This is a genomic window from Kitasatospora sp. NPDC094015 (assembly GCF_040304075.1).
Classification (GTDB): domain Bacteria; phylum Actinomycetota; class Actinomycetes; order Streptomycetales; family Streptomycetaceae; genus Kitasatospora.
This window is the reverse complement of record NZ_JBEOUL010000060.1, coordinates 1-15,995: the sequence shown is the minus strand read 5'-3', so window position 1 is coordinate 15,995 and position 15,995 is coordinate 1. Positions and strand designations below refer to the sequence as shown.

14 protein-coding genes and 1 pseudogene are annotated in these 15,995 nt (G+C 72.2%); 4 read left to right on the top strand and 11 right to left on the bottom strand.

Going from position 1 to position 15,995, the window contains the following annotated elements; translation table 11 throughout:
• The first annotated feature begins 140 nt into the window (after positions 1–140).
• Together ABT014_RS33755 and ABT014_RS33750 are read left to right on the top strand one after the other, a co-directional pair.
• Entirely contained in the window at positions 141–752 is a 612-nt protein-coding gene (locus ABT014_RS33755) for a non-oxidative hydroxyarylic acid decarboxylases subunit B (RefSeq protein WP_350643545.1), read from the top strand.
• Positions 753–765: 13 nt separating this feature from the next.
• On the top strand, positions 766–2,241 hold the full coding sequence (locus ABT014_RS33750) for a UbiD family decarboxylase (protein ID WP_350643543.1): 1,476 nt from the start codon (positions 766–768) through the stop codon (positions 2,239–2,241).
• Between the two features lie 90 nt (positions 2,242–2,331).
• Here ABT014_RS33750 and ABT014_RS33745 read toward each other — a convergent pair whose 3' ends face one another.
• Positions 2,332–2,934 (bottom strand): GNAT family N-acetyltransferase, encoded by a 603-nt coding sequence (locus ABT014_RS33745; protein ID WP_350643541.1) that lies wholly within the window; start codon positions 2,932–2,934, stop codon positions 2,332–2,334.
• Positions 2,931–4,088: a ThiF family adenylyltransferase gene (locus tag ABT014_RS33740; protein WP_350643539.1), complete on the bottom strand. Its 1,158-nt coding sequence runs from the start codon at positions 4,086–4,088 to the stop codon at positions 2,931–2,933. Before ABT014_RS33740 ends, ABT014_RS33745 begins: the two co-directional genes overlap by 4 nt.
• Positions 4,089–4,386: 298 nt before the next feature.
• On the opposite strand from ABT014_RS33740, the gene ABT014_RS33735 reads away from it, so the two are divergent.
• Complete coding sequence (locus ABT014_RS33735) at positions 4,387–5,187, top strand: DUF6585 family protein (RefSeq protein ID WP_350643537.1); 801 nt, start codon at positions 4,387–4,389, stop codon at positions 5,185–5,187.
• A 130-nt stretch (positions 5,188–5,317) separates the two neighbouring features.
• Here ABT014_RS33735 and ABT014_RS33730 read toward each other — a convergent pair whose 3' ends face one another.
• The 8 genes and pseudogenes from ABT014_RS33730 to ABT014_RS33695 form a co-directional block, all read right to left on the bottom strand.
• On the bottom strand, positions 5,318–5,596 hold the full coding sequence (locus ABT014_RS33730; protein ID WP_350643535.1) for a GlsB/YeaQ/YmgE family stress response membrane protein: 279 nt from the start codon (positions 5,594–5,596) through the stop codon (positions 5,318–5,320).
• Between the two features lie 241 nt (positions 5,597–5,837).
• Positions 5,838–6,389 carry a YceI family protein gene (locus ABT014_RS33725; protein ID WP_350643533.1) on the bottom strand — a complete coding sequence of 184 codons (552 nt, stop codon included), beginning with the start codon at positions 6,387–6,389 and terminating at the stop codon, positions 5,838–5,840.
• A gap of 163 nt (positions 6,390–6,552) precedes the next feature.
• A pseudogene (locus ABT014_RS33720) lies at positions 6,553–6,647 on the bottom strand.
• Between the two features lie 150 nt (positions 6,648–6,797).
• The gene (gene rph, locus ABT014_RS33715; protein WP_350643531.1) at positions 6,798–9,434 is read right to left on the bottom strand and encodes a rifamycin-inactivating phosphotransferase; all 2,637 of its coding nucleotides are present in this window, start codon (positions 9,432–9,434) and stop codon (positions 6,798–6,800) included.
• A gap of 312 nt (positions 9,435–9,746) precedes the next feature.
• Entirely contained in the window at positions 9,747–10,052 is a 306-nt protein-coding gene (locus ABT014_RS33710) for a hypothetical protein (protein WP_350643529.1), read from the bottom strand.
• 200 nt (positions 10,053–10,252) lie between these two features.
• Positions 10,253–11,542, bottom strand: a complete 1,290-nt coding sequence (locus tag ABT014_RS33705) for a transglycosylase family protein (protein WP_350643527.1) — start codon at positions 11,540–11,542, stop codon at positions 10,253–10,255.
• A gap of 129 nt (positions 11,543–11,671) precedes the next feature.
• The gene (locus ABT014_RS33700) at positions 11,672–13,117 is read right to left on the bottom strand and encodes a hypothetical protein (protein ID WP_350643525.1); all 1,446 of its coding nucleotides are present in this window, start codon (positions 13,115–13,117) and stop codon (positions 11,672–11,674) included.
• A 683-nt stretch (positions 13,118–13,800) separates the two neighbouring features.
• Positions 13,801–14,163, bottom strand: a complete 363-nt coding sequence (locus tag ABT014_RS33695; protein WP_350643523.1) for a hypothetical protein — start codon at positions 14,161–14,163, stop codon at positions 13,801–13,803.
• A gap of 311 nt (positions 14,164–14,474) precedes the next feature.
• On the opposite strand from ABT014_RS33695, the gene ABT014_RS33690 reads away from it, so the two are divergent.
• A complete protein-coding gene (locus ABT014_RS33690) occupies positions 14,475–14,741 on the top strand; it encodes a hypothetical protein (RefSeq protein WP_350643521.1) in 267 nt (88 codons plus the stop codon).
• 13 nt (positions 14,742–14,754) lie between these two features.
• Here the strand turns inward: ABT014_RS33690 and ABT014_RS33685 are convergent, their stop codons facing one another.
• Entirely contained in the window at positions 14,755–15,807 is a 1,053-nt protein-coding gene (locus ABT014_RS33685) for a DUF2804 domain-containing protein (protein ID WP_350643519.1), read from the bottom strand.
• Positions 15,808–15,995 lie beyond the last annotated feature (188 nt).

Sequence of the window (15,995 nt, the reverse complement as noted above, 5' to 3'; positions counted from 1 at the left end):
ACGCCTGACGAAGGGCGATCGCCCGACGGGGGATGACCGCCCGAGGAGGCGCCGCCCCCGTACGGCCGGGGCCCCGACATCGCGCCGGGGCCCCGCCCACCCACCATCCACCGACCGCCCCATGGAACCCGGAGACACCCGTGCGCCTGATCGTCGCCATCACCGGAGCGACCGGCTCCGTCCTGGGAGTACGGCTCCTGGAGGAGCTGCGCCGGCACCCCGAGGTGCAGACGCACCTGGTGCTGACCCGCTGGGCGCGGGCCACCGTCGAACTGGAGACCGGGCTGAGCAGCCGTGACGTCGCGGCCCTCGCCGACGTCGTCCACTCCCCCGACGACCAGGGCGCCTCGATCGCCTCCGGTTCGTTCCCCGCCGACGGGATGGTCATCGTCCCGTGCAGCATGAAGACGCTCGCCGGCATCCGCACCGGATACGCCGACGGCCTGGTGGCCCGGGCCGCGGACGTCACGCTCAAGGAACGCCGCAAGCTGGTCCTCGTCCCCCGCGAGACCCCGCTGAGCGAGATCCACCTGGACAACATGCTCGCCCTCGCCCGCATGGGCGCCGCCATCGTGCCGCCCATGCCCGCCTTCTACAACCACCCCACCACCGTCGACGACATCGTCGACCACATCGTGGCGAGGATCTGCGACCAGTTCGCCGTCGACTCCACCCGGGCCCGGCGCTGGGACGGCATGCGCGCCGCCGCTGCCACCGCGCCGCCCGTGCCCGCCCTCCACGGGAACCAGTGAAGGAGCCACACCGATGAACCACCACAAGGACCTTCGCGAGCACATCGCGGCACTCGACGCCCTCGGCGACCTCAAGCGCGTGAAGCGAGAGGTGAGTTGGGACCTGGAGGCCGCAGCGATCACCCGCCTCTCCTACGAACGCACCGCCCCCGCACCGTTCTTCGAGAACGTCACCGGCGCCGAGCCCGGGTTCCGGCTGATGGGCGCGCCCGCCTCGCTCAGCTCCGTACCCGGCAAGCCGCTCGCCCGGGTCGCGCTCTCCCTCGGCCTGCCCCCGGACCTGACCGCGGCCCAGCTCGTGGACACCCTGGCGGCCACCCGGGACCTGCCGCCGGTCCCGCCCAGGCGCGTCCCCCGCGACCAGGCCCCCTGCAAGCAGAACATCCTGCTGGGCGAGGACGCGACCCTGGACCGGTTCCCCGTCCCCCGCGTCCACGAGCAGGACGGCGGCCGCTACCTCAACACCTGGGGGATCATCGTCGCCCGCACCCCCGACGGGACGTGGACCAACTGGTCGATCGCCCGGATCATGATGATCGACGGCAAGCGCATGACCGGCCTGGTGATACCTCCCCAGCACATCGGCCTCATCTGGCAGGAGTGGGTGAAGATCGGCAAGCCGATGCCCTACGCGCTCGTCCAGGGCGGCGACCCCGCGATCCCCTTCGTCGGCGGCATCCCGCTGCCCGACGGTGTCGACGAGGCCGGCTACATCGGCGCCCTGCACGGCGAGGGCGTCGAGGTCGTCAAGTGCGAGCTGTCCGACCTCGAGGTGCCCGCCGGCGCGGAGATCGTCATCGAGGGCCACCTGTCCGTGGAGCGGTCCGCCGTCGAGGGGCCCTTCGGCGAATTCGCCGGCTACGTCCCCGACGAGGCCTCCCACCAGCCCGTCTACACCGTCGAGTGCATCACCTACCGCGACGAACCGATCTGGCCGATCGTGGCCGAGGGTCGCCCCGTGGACGAGTTCCACACCGTGACCGGGGTCGGCATCGCCGCCGACGTCCTGCACGAGCTGCGCGCCGCCGGCCTGCCGATCACCACCGCCTGGTCCCCGCTGCGCGCCGCCTCCCACTGGCTGGTGGTCACCGTCCCGGCGAACTGGCGCGAACTCCTGCCGGACACCGACACCGAGGAGTTCGTCCACCGCATCGGCGAGGTCATGCACGGGCTGCCCCGCACCGGCCGACTGCACGCCCGGGTCTTCGTCCTCGACGACGACATCGACCCCGCCGACGACACCGACCTGCTGTGGGCACTCGCCACCCGCATCCACCCGACCGACGGTGCCGAAGTTTGGCACGGCCTGATCCACCCCCTGATGAACTGCTACCACCAGGCCGAGCGGGCCGCCATGACCGGGCCGGTCGTCCTGCACGACGGACTCCAGCCCGCTCCCGGAGACGGGCGGATGCCGCACAGCTCGTTCGCCGAGGCCTACCCCGCCCCCGTCCGCCGGCTCGTCCTCGAGCGCTGGGACGAGGACTGACCGGACCGGCCCCCTGCCGGCCCCATCGAGCAGCACGGCCCCGCCCCGAACGATCCACGGGACGGGGCCGTGCTGCTCGGTGCGGACCCGTCACCCGCCGGTGGTGGCGGGGGTGTCGAGCACCGTCAGCTCCTCCGGCGTGGCCTGGCGTTTCCAGTCGGGTGCGAGAGCCGCGTAGGTGGTCACGTCGTGCCAGCAGCCCTGGGTGCGGAACAGCTGGCGCAGCGTCGCCTCGTGGCGCAGTCCGGCGGCCCGCATCACCGGGGGCATGTGCTCGTGGTCGGTGCGGTGTCCGGCCCAGATCCGGTGCAGGCCGAGCGCGCCGAAGCCGTAGGCCATGAGCAGCCGGCCGCTCTCGTGCGCGTGGCCCTTGACGGGTGATCCGGGCAGCAGGACGACGGAGGTCAGCATGGCGTTGCTGCCGTAGTCCTCGACCAGCAGGCCGGCGGTGCCCAGCATGGTGTCCCCGTCGGGGGCGCACACGGCGAGGGTGTACCTGCGGCGGGGCCGGGCGAGGGGTTGGGCGAGGACGGCGGCGAAAGCGTCGTGGGCCTGGGCGGCGTCCAGCCGGTCGGTGCCGAGGTAGCGGGTGAGCAGACGGCTGGTCATGATCCGCTCGTAGACCGGGTGGTCGGCGGCGCGCAGTTCGCGCAGGCGCAGGTGGTTGCCGCGCAGTTCCGGTACCCGGGTCACCGGACGGCCTCCCGGGCGGCGGGGATCAGCGCTTCGAGATCGACGTAGGTGCGGCCCGAGGGCACCGGCCGGCCGAGCAGGATCCGGCGGGCGGTGTCGGTGACCAGGGCGCCGCCGAGCAGCACACCGCTTGCCAGCTGCGGCCAGCTGGACAGCGACCTGCCGATCCGGGTGAGGGCGTCGGTCATCGCCGGGCTCAGCCCGTCCTCGCCGACGACCCGCAGCAGGAACTCCAACTGCCCCGCCCGGTCCGTCTGCCGCAGTTCGCGGGCCGTCACGTCGCCGGCGCGGCCGTGGAACAGCGGGCGGTCGGGTTCGAGGTCGAAGCGTTCGACGTCGAGGAGACCGCGGTCGTTGGTGTCCATGAGAACGGGCACGCGCCGGCGCCGGGCGTGCTCACGGGCGGCAGCCTTCACCCAGGGCGTGTCGCACTCCTCGATCAGCAGGTCGAGGCCTCGTTCCCCGTCCCCCTCGGGCGCGAAGAACTCCTCGACGGACTCCTCGGTGACGCCCTGTCGGTAGAGGCGGATGTCGAGGTACGGGTCGAGTTCGTACATCCGCCGCGCGCAGATGACGGTCTTCTCCAGCCCGAGCTCGTGGACGCCGGCGCCGAGCCGGTTGAGGTTGGACAGGCTCAGCCGGTCGAAGTCGGCCAGCCGGAACGACCCGCCGACGCCCTCCATGGCGCAGGTCAGGGCCGCACTGCTGCCGACGGACAGACCGATGACGCCGATCCGGCGCGTCGTGAGGTGCCGCTGCTCATCGCGGGTGATCTTGTCGCGGTTGCGGTCGGTGCGGACCAGCCGGAACTCCGCCTCGGGCAGCACCCGTACCAGGCGGCCCGACCACGGGTACCAGACCCAGGTGCCGTACTCGTCGGGGGGCCTACCCGCGCGGACCTCCTCGACGGCGCGTTCGAGCGTGGCCGGGACGAACCGTTCACCGGGGTGCAGACAGCGGACGAGCTCGCCGAGCTGCTCGTCGAGGTGGTCGTGGACCTCGCGCAGCGCGGGCGACTCGAACAGGGTTTTCAGGTCCGCGGCATCATCGGCCAGTGCTGGGTCCAGAAGGACAGGGCGGAACGATTCGGCACGGGCCGGTGAATCCGGCAGGGCATCGACCGTCCGGCCGACGGAGGGGGAGGAAGGCGTCACGCATCCGAAGCTAGCAACACCAAGATCTTCGACCGCGCCGCTCTCACCCGCACGGCCTCATGCAATGTGACCGGTTCTGGGTGAACCGACCTCGTGCGGCGTCCTTCTCGGCCTTCCTGGCCCAGGAACCACTGACTTGACGAATCGTCAGGCGCACGTTCGGGGCCCGACCACCGATGCCGGTCCGCACCGGTCCGATTCCGGTGAGGCTGGTCAAAGTCCTCGATGAGACGGGTCGGTGCGGTCATAATCGGGCCGGATCGGTCTCCACCGGTCCGCAGAGCGAAGGGGGACCCGGATGACGGATGCGATAGCCGGCACCGCACAGGAGCACCAACTCGGTGCCCGGCAGATGCTGGTGGAGAACAACCCCAAGCGGCGACCCTGGCTGCTGGTCGTGCTGATGGGCGCCGTCGGTGCGTGGACGTTCGTCCTCGGCCTGCAGATCGCCGCCGAGAACCAGAACAAGGACGGCACCTGGTACTTCGGGCTGCCGATGCTCACGGTCTCGATGCTGGCGCTGGCGACCGGGGCCTGGCTGCTGCTGCGCCGCAACGGGACGAAGACCTGGGTGGCCTGGTACGAGCACGGCCTCGTCCGGCAGCTCGCCGGCGGCCCGCCCGTGACGTACCCGTGGGACGAGATCCGGTCGGTGGCCCGGCAGGACGTCAAGGTCGTGCAGCAGATCGGTAGTTACATGACCTATCGGCTGCTGGTGGTGCCCGCGGCCGGCGGGCTGATCGTCGTCGACAACACCTACCCCGGGGTGCTGGACTTCGCCGAGGGGGTGAGCGAGGCGTTCACCCACGTACGCGCGCCGCAGGACGTGGCCCGGCTGGACGCCGGTGAACGACTGGACTTCGGTGGGCTGATCGACCTCAACGCCGGCGGCCTCGGCCAGGGCGGCCGCCGGATCGGCTGGCGCGAGCTCGGGAAGATCGAGCTGAAGCAGGGTCGGATGAACATCCATCGCCGCGGCGACCCGCGGGTCTGGCTGACGGTCCCCGCGGTCGGCCTGCCGAACCTGCTGGTCCTGCTGAGCCTGGCCGACACGCTGCGGCGCCGGCACGACCCCGACGAGGGACCTGGCGCCGGCTGACGACGGCTCGACCGGCGATCGACGCTTCGATGATCGTCCGGGGCCCGGACCTACGGAAGCGGGCGGTGGCGGTGGCTCCGCCCTCGAACAGAGGGGAAGCCACCGCCACCGCCCGCGGGGCCGGGACGGCTCAGGCGTGCCGGTGGTGGTGCTTGTTGCCCGTGACCATACGGTAGAGGGCGAGCAGGATGACCGAGCCGATGATGGCGGCGATCCAGGTCGAAAGGTCGAAGAAGCCGTCAATCGAGTCGACCCCGAAGATGACCTTGCCCAGCCAGCCGCCCAGCAGCCCGCCCGCGATCCCGATGAGGATCGTGACGATGATGCCACCCGGGTCCTTCCCGGGCATGAGCGCCTTGGCGATGGCGCCCGCGAACAGGCCGATCAAGATCCAGGCGATGATGCCCATGCGGTCCTCCTACCTCGTCGGGTAAAGCCGGTGTCAGCACTCGTCTGCACCGCGCGGCGATTCCCAAACCCCGGAATCCGAAGGGACGCAGCAGCACCTCGGTGACGGGCCGGCGGGCGCCGCGAGGCCGAGCAGGAGGTCTCGCCGGCGAGCAGCCATCATGACCCACCGGCCCCGGCGCCACCCGCGAGGGGATGCCGGGACCGGTCGGCCGGGCCGGCGAGCACCGACCGGGCGGCCCTCAGCCCTGCTTGATCGCCGAGATGTCGAACTCCAGGACGACCTTGTCGCCGACCAGCACGCCGCCGCCCTCCAGGGCCGCGTTCCAGGTCACGCCGAAATCCTTGCGGGAGATGGTCACCGAACCCTCCAGGCCGACCCGGAGGTTGCCGTACGGGTCGACGGCGTTGCCGGTGTACTCGAAGTCGATGGTGACCGGACGGGTGGTCCCCTTGACGGTCAGGTCCCCCGTGACGCGGTACTCGGTGTCGGACTTCGGCTCCACCGCGGTGCTGCGGAAGGTGATGTCGGGGAAGTTGGGAGCGTCCAGGAAGTCGTTGGCGCGCAGGTGCTGGTCGCGCTGTTCGACACCGGTGTCGATGCTCTCGGTCTTGATCACCATCTGTGCGGTGGAGCGAGCCGGGTCGGCGCCGTCCAGATGGGCCGTGCCCTCGAACTGGTGGAACGCGCCGCGGACCTTGGTCACCATCGCGTGGCGGGCGACGAAGCCGATCCGGGTGTGGGCGGCATCGAGGACGTAGTCCCCGGTGAGCTCGGGGAGTTCGACGGTCATGGTCAGGTGCCTCCGTGGGACGGGACCCGGCGACGGTACGCCGGGATCGTGTGGGACCCACGCTAGGGCTCGACCGATTCAGGTCGTGGGAGCCGCACGGACACATCCGGAGACTGAACCCTCCGGCGGTCCGAGCCACCGCAGCGGCCCGCGGACCCGAAGGCGGAGAGGGCAGGATTCGAACCTGCGCGGGCCCCGAGGGACCCTGCTCGGCCATCGCTGGCCAGGCACCCGATGAACCGCTCCGGGCACCTCTCCCCACCACGGACCGCGGTGCTGCGCGGTCCGTGACGTGCCTTCAGGATGCCGCGCCGCGCTGACCCGGCCCTGATTTCCGGCTGATCCCGACCGGTACGGGTCGGGTCGGCCTGCACCGGCGGGCCGGGCGCGCGGCACGGGATCGGTGGCTCAGTCCAGGAGCTCGACGTACCCGGCGGAGCCGTGGATGCGGATGCGCCGGCCGTCCCGGATCAGGCGGGTGGCGCCGTCCACGTTCACGACGGCGGGCAGGCCGTACTCGCGGGCGATCACGGAGCCGTGGGTCATCAGGCCGCCCACCTCCGTCACCAGGCCGGCGACCCCCACGAACAGGGGTGACCAGCTCGGGTCGGTGAAGGTGGTGACCAGGATGTCGCCGGCTTCGAGGTCGGCCTCGGCCAGGTCGAGGACGACGCGGGCCCGGCCCTCGACCGTCCCGGCGGACACCGCGAGGCCGGTCAGCGCTCCCTCGGGCACGTCGTCCCGCCGGTAGGAGCCGCTGAGCGCGTCGCCCTCCGAGGTCAGGACCCGGGGCGGGGTGAGCGTCTCGTACGTCCGGAACTCCTCCTTGCGGCGTTCGACGAGCCCGGCGTCCACCCGGCCGTGGCGGGCCGCCTCGTGGAACTCGTGGAAGGTGAGGTGGAACACGTCCTCCCGCTCGGCGAGCACCCCGGCCCGCACCAGGCGGTCGGCCTCCCGCAGCAGGGCCTGCTTGTAGACGAAGTACCGGCTGATGATGGCGTACTTCGGGTACTCGCGGTAGCCGATGAAGGTGCGGACCCGGTCGATCATCGCCTTGGTCTCGGCGGCCTTGCGCTCGCCGTCCGGCAGTGCGCGCAGCCGCGCGAGCACGTCCTGCTCCTTCTCCGTCGCCTGTAGGCGGCCCTGCTCGAACCGCGCCGTGGCCGCGCCCGGGGCGAAGTTCCGGACGTTGTCGAGGAGCGCCGGCACGAGCGTGGCAGGGTGCTCGCTCCACCGCGGCCTGGTGATGTCGATCTCGCCGACGCAGCGCATGCCGTACCGGCGCAGGTACTCCTCGACGGCGTCGCACGCCTGTGGGCCGCCCGGGAGCTTCGCCAGCTCGGCCAGGAAGTCGCGCGCCTGGTCCTCGTCCGCCGATCGTCCGGCGACGCCCTCCAGGAACGTCACCACCTCCGGGAGCGGGCGGATCACGTCGGCGACGTCGAGCAGCGCCAGTCCCATCTCCGAGGTGATGTTCCCGGGGGCGGACAGGGTGAGCGTGTCGGCCGCGTTCTTCTCGCCCAGCCACTCCTGCAGCGTGTCGTTGAGCCACCAGGTGGCTTCCATTCCCGCCATGATCACCTGCATGCTCAGCGGGTCGCCCAGCCACCGCTTGTGCTCCGCGAAGGCTGCCAGCAGGTGGTCGAAGAGCTGCGGGCCGCTCTGCTCCTCGATCTCGCGGGCCAGCGCGGCGAGCAACTCCTCGCTGCGCCCGACCAGCCCCGTGACCACGGCCGGATCGGTCCTGATCGGCTCCGGTGCGGCGGCTGGGCCGCCCGCGGGGACGACCGGCGCGGCGGGCTCCGTGTCGGGGAGCGAGGGGACGAAGCCCTCGCGTTCGAGCACCGTCTCCAGGGCGTCCCTGACCAGCGGGTCACCCTTGCCGATCAGGTCGAGCAGCGCCACCCGGCTGGACGGTGCCGCCAGCCGCCGGGTGGCGTCGACCCACAGCCGCCCACCGGCCGCCTGCATCGGCGCCATGGCGGTCAGCTGCCACATGGACAGCCCGAGCGGGCGCATGGCGTCGGTCATCATCTGCTGGTGGCCGACCGAGACGTAGACGTGGTTCTCGTCGTCGCCGGCCTCGGGGACGGGGAACAGCGTGGTGATCGGCCGGCTCTGGACGAACTGGAAGCCGCCCTCGTCCAGGCACCACTCGATGTCCTGCGGTCGGCCGAAGTGTGCCTCGATCCGCCGCCCGAGCTGCACCAACCGCACGGCCTCCTGGTCCGTCAGCACCGCCTGCCCGCGCCGGTGCGCCTCGACCGCCACCTCCTCGGTGCCGCCGCCCGGCCGGGCGTGCCGGGCCAGCTGCTTGGCCCCGATCACCCGGGAGACGACCGCGCCGTCCCGGACGGTGAGGACGTCCGGCTCGATCAGGCCGGAGACCAGGGCCTCGCCCAGGCCGAAGCCGGCGTCCACGGTGGCGGTCCTGCGGTTGCCGGTGACCGGGTCGGCCGTGAACAGCACGCCGGCCGCCCGCGGGACCACCATCCGCTGCACGACCACCGCCATCCGCACCGCGCGGTGGTCGATGCCGTTGCGCCGGCGGTAGACGACGGCGCGCTCGGTGAACAGCGAGGCCCAGCAGCCGCTGACGTACCGCAGGATCTCCGCCGGCCCGACGATGTTCAGGTAGCTGTCCTGCTGCCCGGCGAAGGACGCCGTCGGCAGGTCCTCCGCGGTGGCGCTCGACCGCACCGCGTAGGCGGCCTGCTCGCCGTGCCGGGCGAGCGCGGTGCCGATCTGCTCGGTCAGCCCGGTGGGGACGGCCGCCTCCTCGATGGTCGCGCGGATCCGCGCGCTCAGCCTGCGCACCGCCTCATGGTCGTCGGGCCCGACGACCGACAGCTCGTCGACCAGGCCGCCGAGCGACGCCACGTCCGCCACCACCCGCCGGAATGCCTCCGTCGTGACGCAGAACCCGCCCGGTACGCGGATGCCGTCGATCCGCGCCAGCTCACCGAGGTGCGCGCCCTTACCCCCGACGATCGCGACCTGGGTCCGGTCGACCGCATCGAGATCCCACACGTACTGCTCGCCCACCGGCGTCTCCCACCTCGTCGAACTCCTTGCCGGGCACGCCCTCGGCCCCCGCCGACCGGCCCCGCGAACAGGCGGGCCGGACCGGCGAGCGACGATTCTGCGCCCGAAGGGGGGCCTTGCGGCAAGCCCCCCGGCGCGCTATACCTTGAGAGTGGCAAGGAGTCGGTACTCCTTGCCTTCACTGTTTCCTGCGCCCACGATCCCAGGCAGCGCCCGCGAATCCCCGCATCTCGGGGCTCGCGACACGGTGCAGCGCCCCCGAGTCGGGCGAGGCCGACTCCCTCGGCCAGGTGCGAACAGATGTGCCGACGCTCAGGCAGCCGTCGGAAAGCGGGTCAGGCACCGGGAGCAGAACAACATCCGCGCCCGGGTCCCCGAGCGGGCGCGCCGTACCGCCCGCACCGTCCGAGCGCCGACCAGGACCGCCGCGGCCAGCAGCAAACCACCTGGCACGTAGAGCGCTTGGGCCAGCAAGGCTGCCCCCGACACCCCGAGCGCGGCAGCGACGAACATGCGCGCACCGCCCGCCGGGCGCACCAGAGCCTGGTGGTGCTCCTCGAACACACCCGGCTGAGCGGTGTCCTCACAGCGCGGGCAGGCCGGGTCTCGGGGTTCCATATCGCTCACCGTAGACGATCGGCCCCGGTGCACGTGGGGCACGGCGGCAGCCGGTCGGTGGCCGGTTCCGACGGCGGGCGCGCTGGGGTGGCGCGACGATGACCGCACCCGCCGGTCGCCACGGACCACCTCGGGGAAGTGGTGCGGGTCGGCGACGGGCGGGTGCGGGTCGAGCGGTGGTGTCCCCCGGGGGGACGCGGTCAGCTGCGGGCGATGACCATCTGGGCGCCGCCGTCGGGCATGCCGGCGATGGCCACCTTCTGCGCGCCGAAGCCCGTGCTCCACCAGCCCTGCCAACTGCCGCTGCTGTAGCGTGCGTTGTGGTAGGCGATGCCGTCGTTGCCCACCGCCAGCAGCTGGGTGTCGCCGTTCGGCATCCCGGTGATCGCGACGCTGCCGGCCTGGAAGCCCGCCGCGCCGCCGTAGCCGTCGAGCGGCGCCCAGCCCTGCCAGGTGCCGCTGGCGAAGCGGGTGTTGTGGTAGATCTTGCCGTCGGCGCCGACCGCCACCAGCTGGGAGTCGCCGTTGGGCAGTCCGGCTATCGCGACGTCCTTCGCCTGGAAGGTCGCCGAGCCGAGGCCCGCCACGCCGTTCCAGCTCTGCCAGGTTCCGTCGGCGAGTCGGACGGCGTGGTAGAGGTTGCCGTCGTTGCCGACGATCACCGCCTGCATGCTGCCGCCCGGCAGGCCGGCGGCCGCGATCTTCTGCGCCCCCCAGTCGCCGATCTGCATCCAGCCCTGCCACGTGCCGGCCTTGTAGCGGGCGTTGTGGTAGATCTTTCCGTCCCGGCCGAGTGCCATGACCTGGGAGTCGCCGTTCGGCATGCCGGCGATCGCCGCGCCCTGGGCGGCGAACCGGGTCGCGCCGGCATAGCCGTCCATCGGCGCCCAGCCCGTCCAGGACCCGTTCGGGTAGCGGGCGGTGTGGTAGAGGTTGCCGTCGGAGCCGGTGGCCACGGTCTGGGTCGACCCGTCCGGGGTCGCCGCGATGGCTTCCTGCGAGCCGTTGAAGTACGTCGCACCGGCGTAGCCGTTCAGCGGGCTGAAGGCGGTCCAGTTCCCGTCGACCAGCCGGGTGGCGTGGAACAGGTCGCCGGCGGCGCTCACGGGCGTGCCGGACCCCGGGTACGGGTCGGCGTGGTCGGTGCCGAGACCCGCGTTGCACCGCGGCCAGGCGCCGGTGCCCTGACCGGCCAGGATCCGCTCCGCGGTCAGGATCTGCTGCTGCTTGGTGGCCTGGTGGGGCAGCGGCGCGTACTGGGTGCCGCCGTACGCCTCCCAGGTGCTGCGGCTGATCTGCAGGCCACCGTAGTACGGCCAACTGGCCTTGTAGTACGACCAGTTGCCTGTGCTCTCGCACTGTGCCACCCGGTCCCAGGTGGTCACCGAGGCGGCCTGGGCGGGACCGGTGGTGAGGGTGGACAGGCCCAGGGCGGCGAGGGCGGTGAGGGCGAGGGCGGCGGCGCGGGGTCGGCGGGAGGCGCGGGACATGAGGTTCTCTTCTCGGGTGGTGGACCGCTCGTGGGCCCGTGCGGCGCGGGAGCGGTCGGTGGGACGGGGAGGGTGCCCGGCCCGCCGTGCCGGGTGGCGGCGGGCCGGTGGTTGCGCCGGGCCGGGCGGTCAGTTGAAGGTGCCGCCGATGGAGACGTCGTAGTGGTTGCCGTTCACGCCGTTCAGCTGAATCGCGGCCGCCGGGTCCCAGCTGCCGGAGCCGTCACGGATGGTGTGCATGATCCGGCCGTCGTTGGTGATGAAGACGGCCTGGAACTCCCCGTCGATGTTGGCGGCGCTGACCCGGTTGGCGGTGAACGAGCCGATCACGGGGGCGAGTTCGCCGAAGGGCTGCCAGGAGCCGTTGCCGTACCGGGCGCCGTGGAACTGCTGCCCGCTGCTGGTCACCACGACGATCTGGGCGTCGGCGCCGGTGCCGGCGAGCGCGACGTCGAGGGCCGTGCCGACGTTGCCCGCCATGTCGTAGGCGTTGCCCCAGGCCGACCAGGAGCCGCTGACGGCGCGGATGGTGTGGTAGACCGTGCCACCGGAGGCGGCCACGACCTGGAGCTCGCCGTTGACGCTCGCGGCCGCGGCACTGGTCACGGTCCCACCGGCCGGGGTGATCTCGCCGAAGCGCAGCCACGTGCCGTTCGCGAGCCGCGCGGTGTGGAAGAGCCTGCCGTCGGCGACCACGACGACGTGCAGGTCACCGCCGATCGAGACGGCCGAGATCTTGGTGACGCCGCCGAGCTGGTTGGTCTGCGGGCCGATGTCGGTGAATCGGTCCCAGCTGCCGCCGGAGTGGCGGACGGCGTGGTAGATGTTCCCGTCGCCGCCGACCGCGAGCACGTGGGTGTCGCCGTTGATCCCGGCGTCCGCGATGGCCCGGACCACGCCGATGTCGCCCGCGGCGCTCTCGACGTTCCCGAACCCGCTCCACGACCCGTTGGAGGACCGGGTGGCGTGCATGACGTCGCCGCCGCCGTTCACGACCACCTGGGCGCCCCAGCCCACGGCCGCCTGCTTCGGGGGCAGCGGCGCACTGTCGATGGTGTTGTCGTAGCGGTAGGGCAGGTAGCCGTTGCTGGTCAGGTAGGAGCGCGAGTAGGTGGTCTTCTCCGCGGTGCGGCCGGGCTTGGGCTCCTGGTAGATCACGGCGTTGGTGTGGCTGCTGTCGGTCCAGCCGGCGAACAGCACGACGTGCGTGGTGATGTTGTCGATCATGTCGCCGGGCTGCAGGTCGTCGAGGCTGCCGAGCCGGGTCGAGACGTCGTCCAGGGTGGAGGTGACCCGGCTGGTGTTCAGGTGCCAGGCCATCGACACCAGGCCCGAGCAGTCCTGCCGGTAGGAGCCGTTGCTGTCGCTGTGCCACAGGCTCTGGCTGTACGGCACGGCCTGGTCGACCCAGTTCTGGGCCCGGGCGATGATCTCGGAGCGGGAGATCGGGCCGTTGACCGAGGAGGTGCCGACGGCCTGGGCCGGCCCGGCCAGCGAGAGCACCGAGGCGGCGGCGCCCAGGGTCAGGACCCCGGTGAGAGCGGTGCGGAGGAGCTTGGAGCGGTTGGCGGACATGGCGGAACTCCCGACGTGTTCGATGAGATTGGTGGTCCGGTCGGCACGGCGCGCACGGGCGCGGAGCCGGAATTCGGCGGGCACCGGCGGACGGGCACCGGAGGTGCCGGTCGGCTGCCCTGCAGGAGCAGCCGGCATGACGGTGCGGTGACCCGCTGGTGCGGCGGGTGTGACCGGATCCGGATGATGCGGTCACGGGAAGGAGCTGAAGCTGTCCTGCACCGGTCGGACGTCCCGCGGTTGACGCTCTCTCCGGCTGCCGCCCCGGGGTGTTTCCCTGGCGGCGATGTACAGCTTCGCCGCTGATCAGCGGCACCGGAAGGCCTTTCCGGTGGCCCCTGTCGGCCAGTCAGGATCCGGCCATCAGGTCATGCTCATGACAAGTATGGAGAGGAGTGGATCATGCCGAGGACCGCGACTGAAGGCCCGTGGGCGCCATCGGGCATCGCGCAGTGACCGTGCCGAGATGTGGGGAGCCTACGAGGTCCGCTGGGCGGCAACTGCTCGGCCTCGAGGGCGAGTTGAGTCGCACGCGACCGCAGGCGGGCCGTTCGGCGGCCCGGTGCGGGGCGCGGAGCCGAAACGGCCTCACCCCGGGTGCGCCGGGCGCCCCCGGGGTTGCGTGGCGGGTGTCCTACCGTCACGTCGCCCCTGCCGTCAGGGGCAGGACGAGCGGAGCGGCGTCAGAAGCTCATCCGGCGCCCGGCGAGCAGGGGTCGCAGGCCGGAGAGGAGACCGTACCCCTGGCGGACCAGCACCTCCTCGATGACGGTGAGGTCATCGTCCTCGCCGAAGTCGGTCCGCAGGACGCGCCACCGCGTGCTCACCGGGTCGTCGGCGGCCTCCGGATCGTGGCCGAGTTCCCGCAGCCCGCGCTCCCAGCGGTGCACCACCTCGCCGTCGGTCCCGCCCGGCCTCCGGCCGACCAGCTCCTCGACCTGGTCACGCCGGACCCCGGCCACCGCCGCGGCGGATCCGCCGGCCAGCAGGTACAGCGCGGTGGCCAGCCCGGCCGCGCCGTCCGAGGCCTCACCATCGCCGAACACGAAGGAGTCGTCGGAAATGACGGGTGCGAGGAGTTCTCGTGTCCGCTGCCACGCCGCCTCCCACCCCCGCGGTCCCCCGGTCCCCTGCCACACCCACGAGCGTTCCTCGAATATCGTCACGTCCGCATCCTGCCACCGACCGTCGGCCCGGCGAAGTCGTGTCAGGGGCAGGGTGTTCGAGACCGGGCAGTCCGGGGCGGACGAAGTCGCGTACCGGCGCGACGATCGCGGCGGGGAGCTCCGTGCCGATCCGATGAATCGAGCGCACTCCAGCTGGTTTGCGGAGACCGATGGCGGCAAGACGCGCGACCATGAGAGGCATCAACGGGGCCGTCAGAGCACTGGCCCACATCATCGCCGGCATTCTGGTCATCTGGATCCTGATGGATCTCCTCGACGCCAACTCCGGGAACACCCTGGTCGGTTGGTTCCACTCCGCCGCCGACTGGCTCGCCGGCTGGTCGCGAGGGCTCTTCCAGGTCTCCAACCGAACGCTCCAGGTCCTGCTCGACTACGGCCTTCCGGCGATCGTCTACGCGGCGATCGGCAACCTGATCGCGCGGCGGGTCGCCGAGTAGCGCAGCACCCCGCCTACCACCGCACCCGGACGTCCTCCGCCCAGCCCAGCAGCCGGTCGACGAGGATGCGTTCGCCGTCGTCGGTGCGCACCGTCCCCGAGTAGTGGCCGAAGCACTGATCGGTCCGGTTGCCGATCAGGCCGAGTTCGGTGCGCACGACCCGGTTGTGGAACGGCGTGAACTCCAGCTCCACCTGGTTGGGCCCGTCGCAACGGAGGATCCAGGGCCTGAGCGGATCCCGCCGCGAGTACCGCCACTCCACCTCACGGCCGATCTTGGAGATCCGGCCGTCCACGCAGATCGCGTTCTCCGTCGACCCGGTCCCGTCGGTCCACCGCCCGCCGAGCTGCAGGCCGAGGACGTGCCCGTCGGTACGGCCCGCCGCAGCGCCCCAGTTCCACTCCACCCGGCGCGGCCACCGGCCGCGGCCGTGGTCGAGGGTGGCCCAGGCATCGTCCCCGAAGGTGCGGACCTCGTCCCCGATGCGCACCGTCCCGGTGGCGGGACGGGCCGTGTGCTTGGACGTGTACTGGAAGCGGCGTTCGCTCCACGGGACCACGACGGACAGGGTCTCGTGTCCTTCCGGCAGGGCGGCGAGCAGGTCCACCCGGACCGGTCGGCCCTCGGGATCCACGCACCGCGCCCGGAGCCGGGTCGCGGTTCCTTCGTTGCCGATCTCGACGCGCACCTGGCCCCGTACCGGCTGCTCCGGTCCGACCAGCAACGGCGGGGAACCCGGATGCCCGGCGATGCCCTCGGGGAGTCGGACCCCGAGTGCGCCGGGCACGAGGGCCGTGCGTTCGAACTCGCGTGGCGGGCGGCCCCCGTCGAACCGCAGTACGTGGACGGAGTTGAGTGCGACGTAGTCGAGGTCGCTGACGGTCAGGGCGACCAGGTGGGTCGGGGTGGTCACGCACCAGTACTCCCAACGCTTCCTGCGCCCCCAGCCGGGGACCGGGCCACGGTGGAGGGGGTGCCGGGACCACCCGACCGCCGCCCGGGCGAGCCGTCCGTCGTGGAGGCACAGGTCGACGGGCTCGGTGATCTCGCGTTCATGCGTCGCCATGGCCGGACCTTACGGCGTCCGGGGCACCGTGGCGAGACCGCTCGCGCCGGGGCCGGGACGTCGCCCGCCCCGCCGGACCACCTGCCCTGGACGATGGGGGCACTCCCCCGGCTCCGCCGGCCGCCGCCGCCCTCCACGGGCATTCGGCCCGGGGCGTGCGCGGCGGCCGGCGGGACCCGTTCAGGTGC

Bases quoted from the DNA above. Each gene is read 5' to 3' on its own strand.
- ABT014_RS33750 (WP_350643543.1), top strand. From the start codon at position 766: ATGAACCACCACAAGGACCTTCGCGAGCACATCGCGGCACTCGACGCC.
- ABT014_RS33735 (WP_350643537.1), top strand. From the start codon at position 4,387: ATGACGGATGCGATAGCCGGCACCGCACAGGAGCACCAACTCGGTGCC.
- ABT014_RS33730 (WP_350643535.1), bottom strand. From the start codon at position 5,596: ATGGGCATCATCGCCTGGATCTTGATCGGCCTGTTCGCGGGCGCCATC.
- ABT014_RS33725 (WP_350643533.1), bottom strand. From the start codon at position 6,389: ATGACCGTCGAACTCCCCGAGCTCACCGGGGACTACGTCCTCGATGCC.
- ABT014_RS33710 (WP_350643529.1), bottom strand. From the start codon at position 10,052: ATGGAACCCCGAGACCCGGCCTGCCCGCGCTGTGAGGACACCGCTCAG.
- ABT014_RS33705 (WP_350643527.1), bottom strand. From the start codon at position 11,542: ATGTCCCGCGCCTCCCGCCGACCCCGCGCCGCCGCCCTCGCCCTCACC.
- ABT014_RS33700 (WP_350643525.1), bottom strand. From the start codon at position 13,117: ATGTCCGCCAACCGCTCCAAGCTCCTCCGCACCGCTCTCACCGGGGTC.
- ABT014_RS33690 (WP_350643521.1), top strand. From the start codon at position 14,475: ATGAGAGGCATCAACGGGGCCGTCAGAGCACTGGCCCACATCATCGCC.
- ABT014_RS33685 (WP_350643519.1), bottom strand. From the start codon at position 15,807: ATGGCGACGCATGAACGCGAGATCACCGAGCCCGTCGACCTGTGCCTC.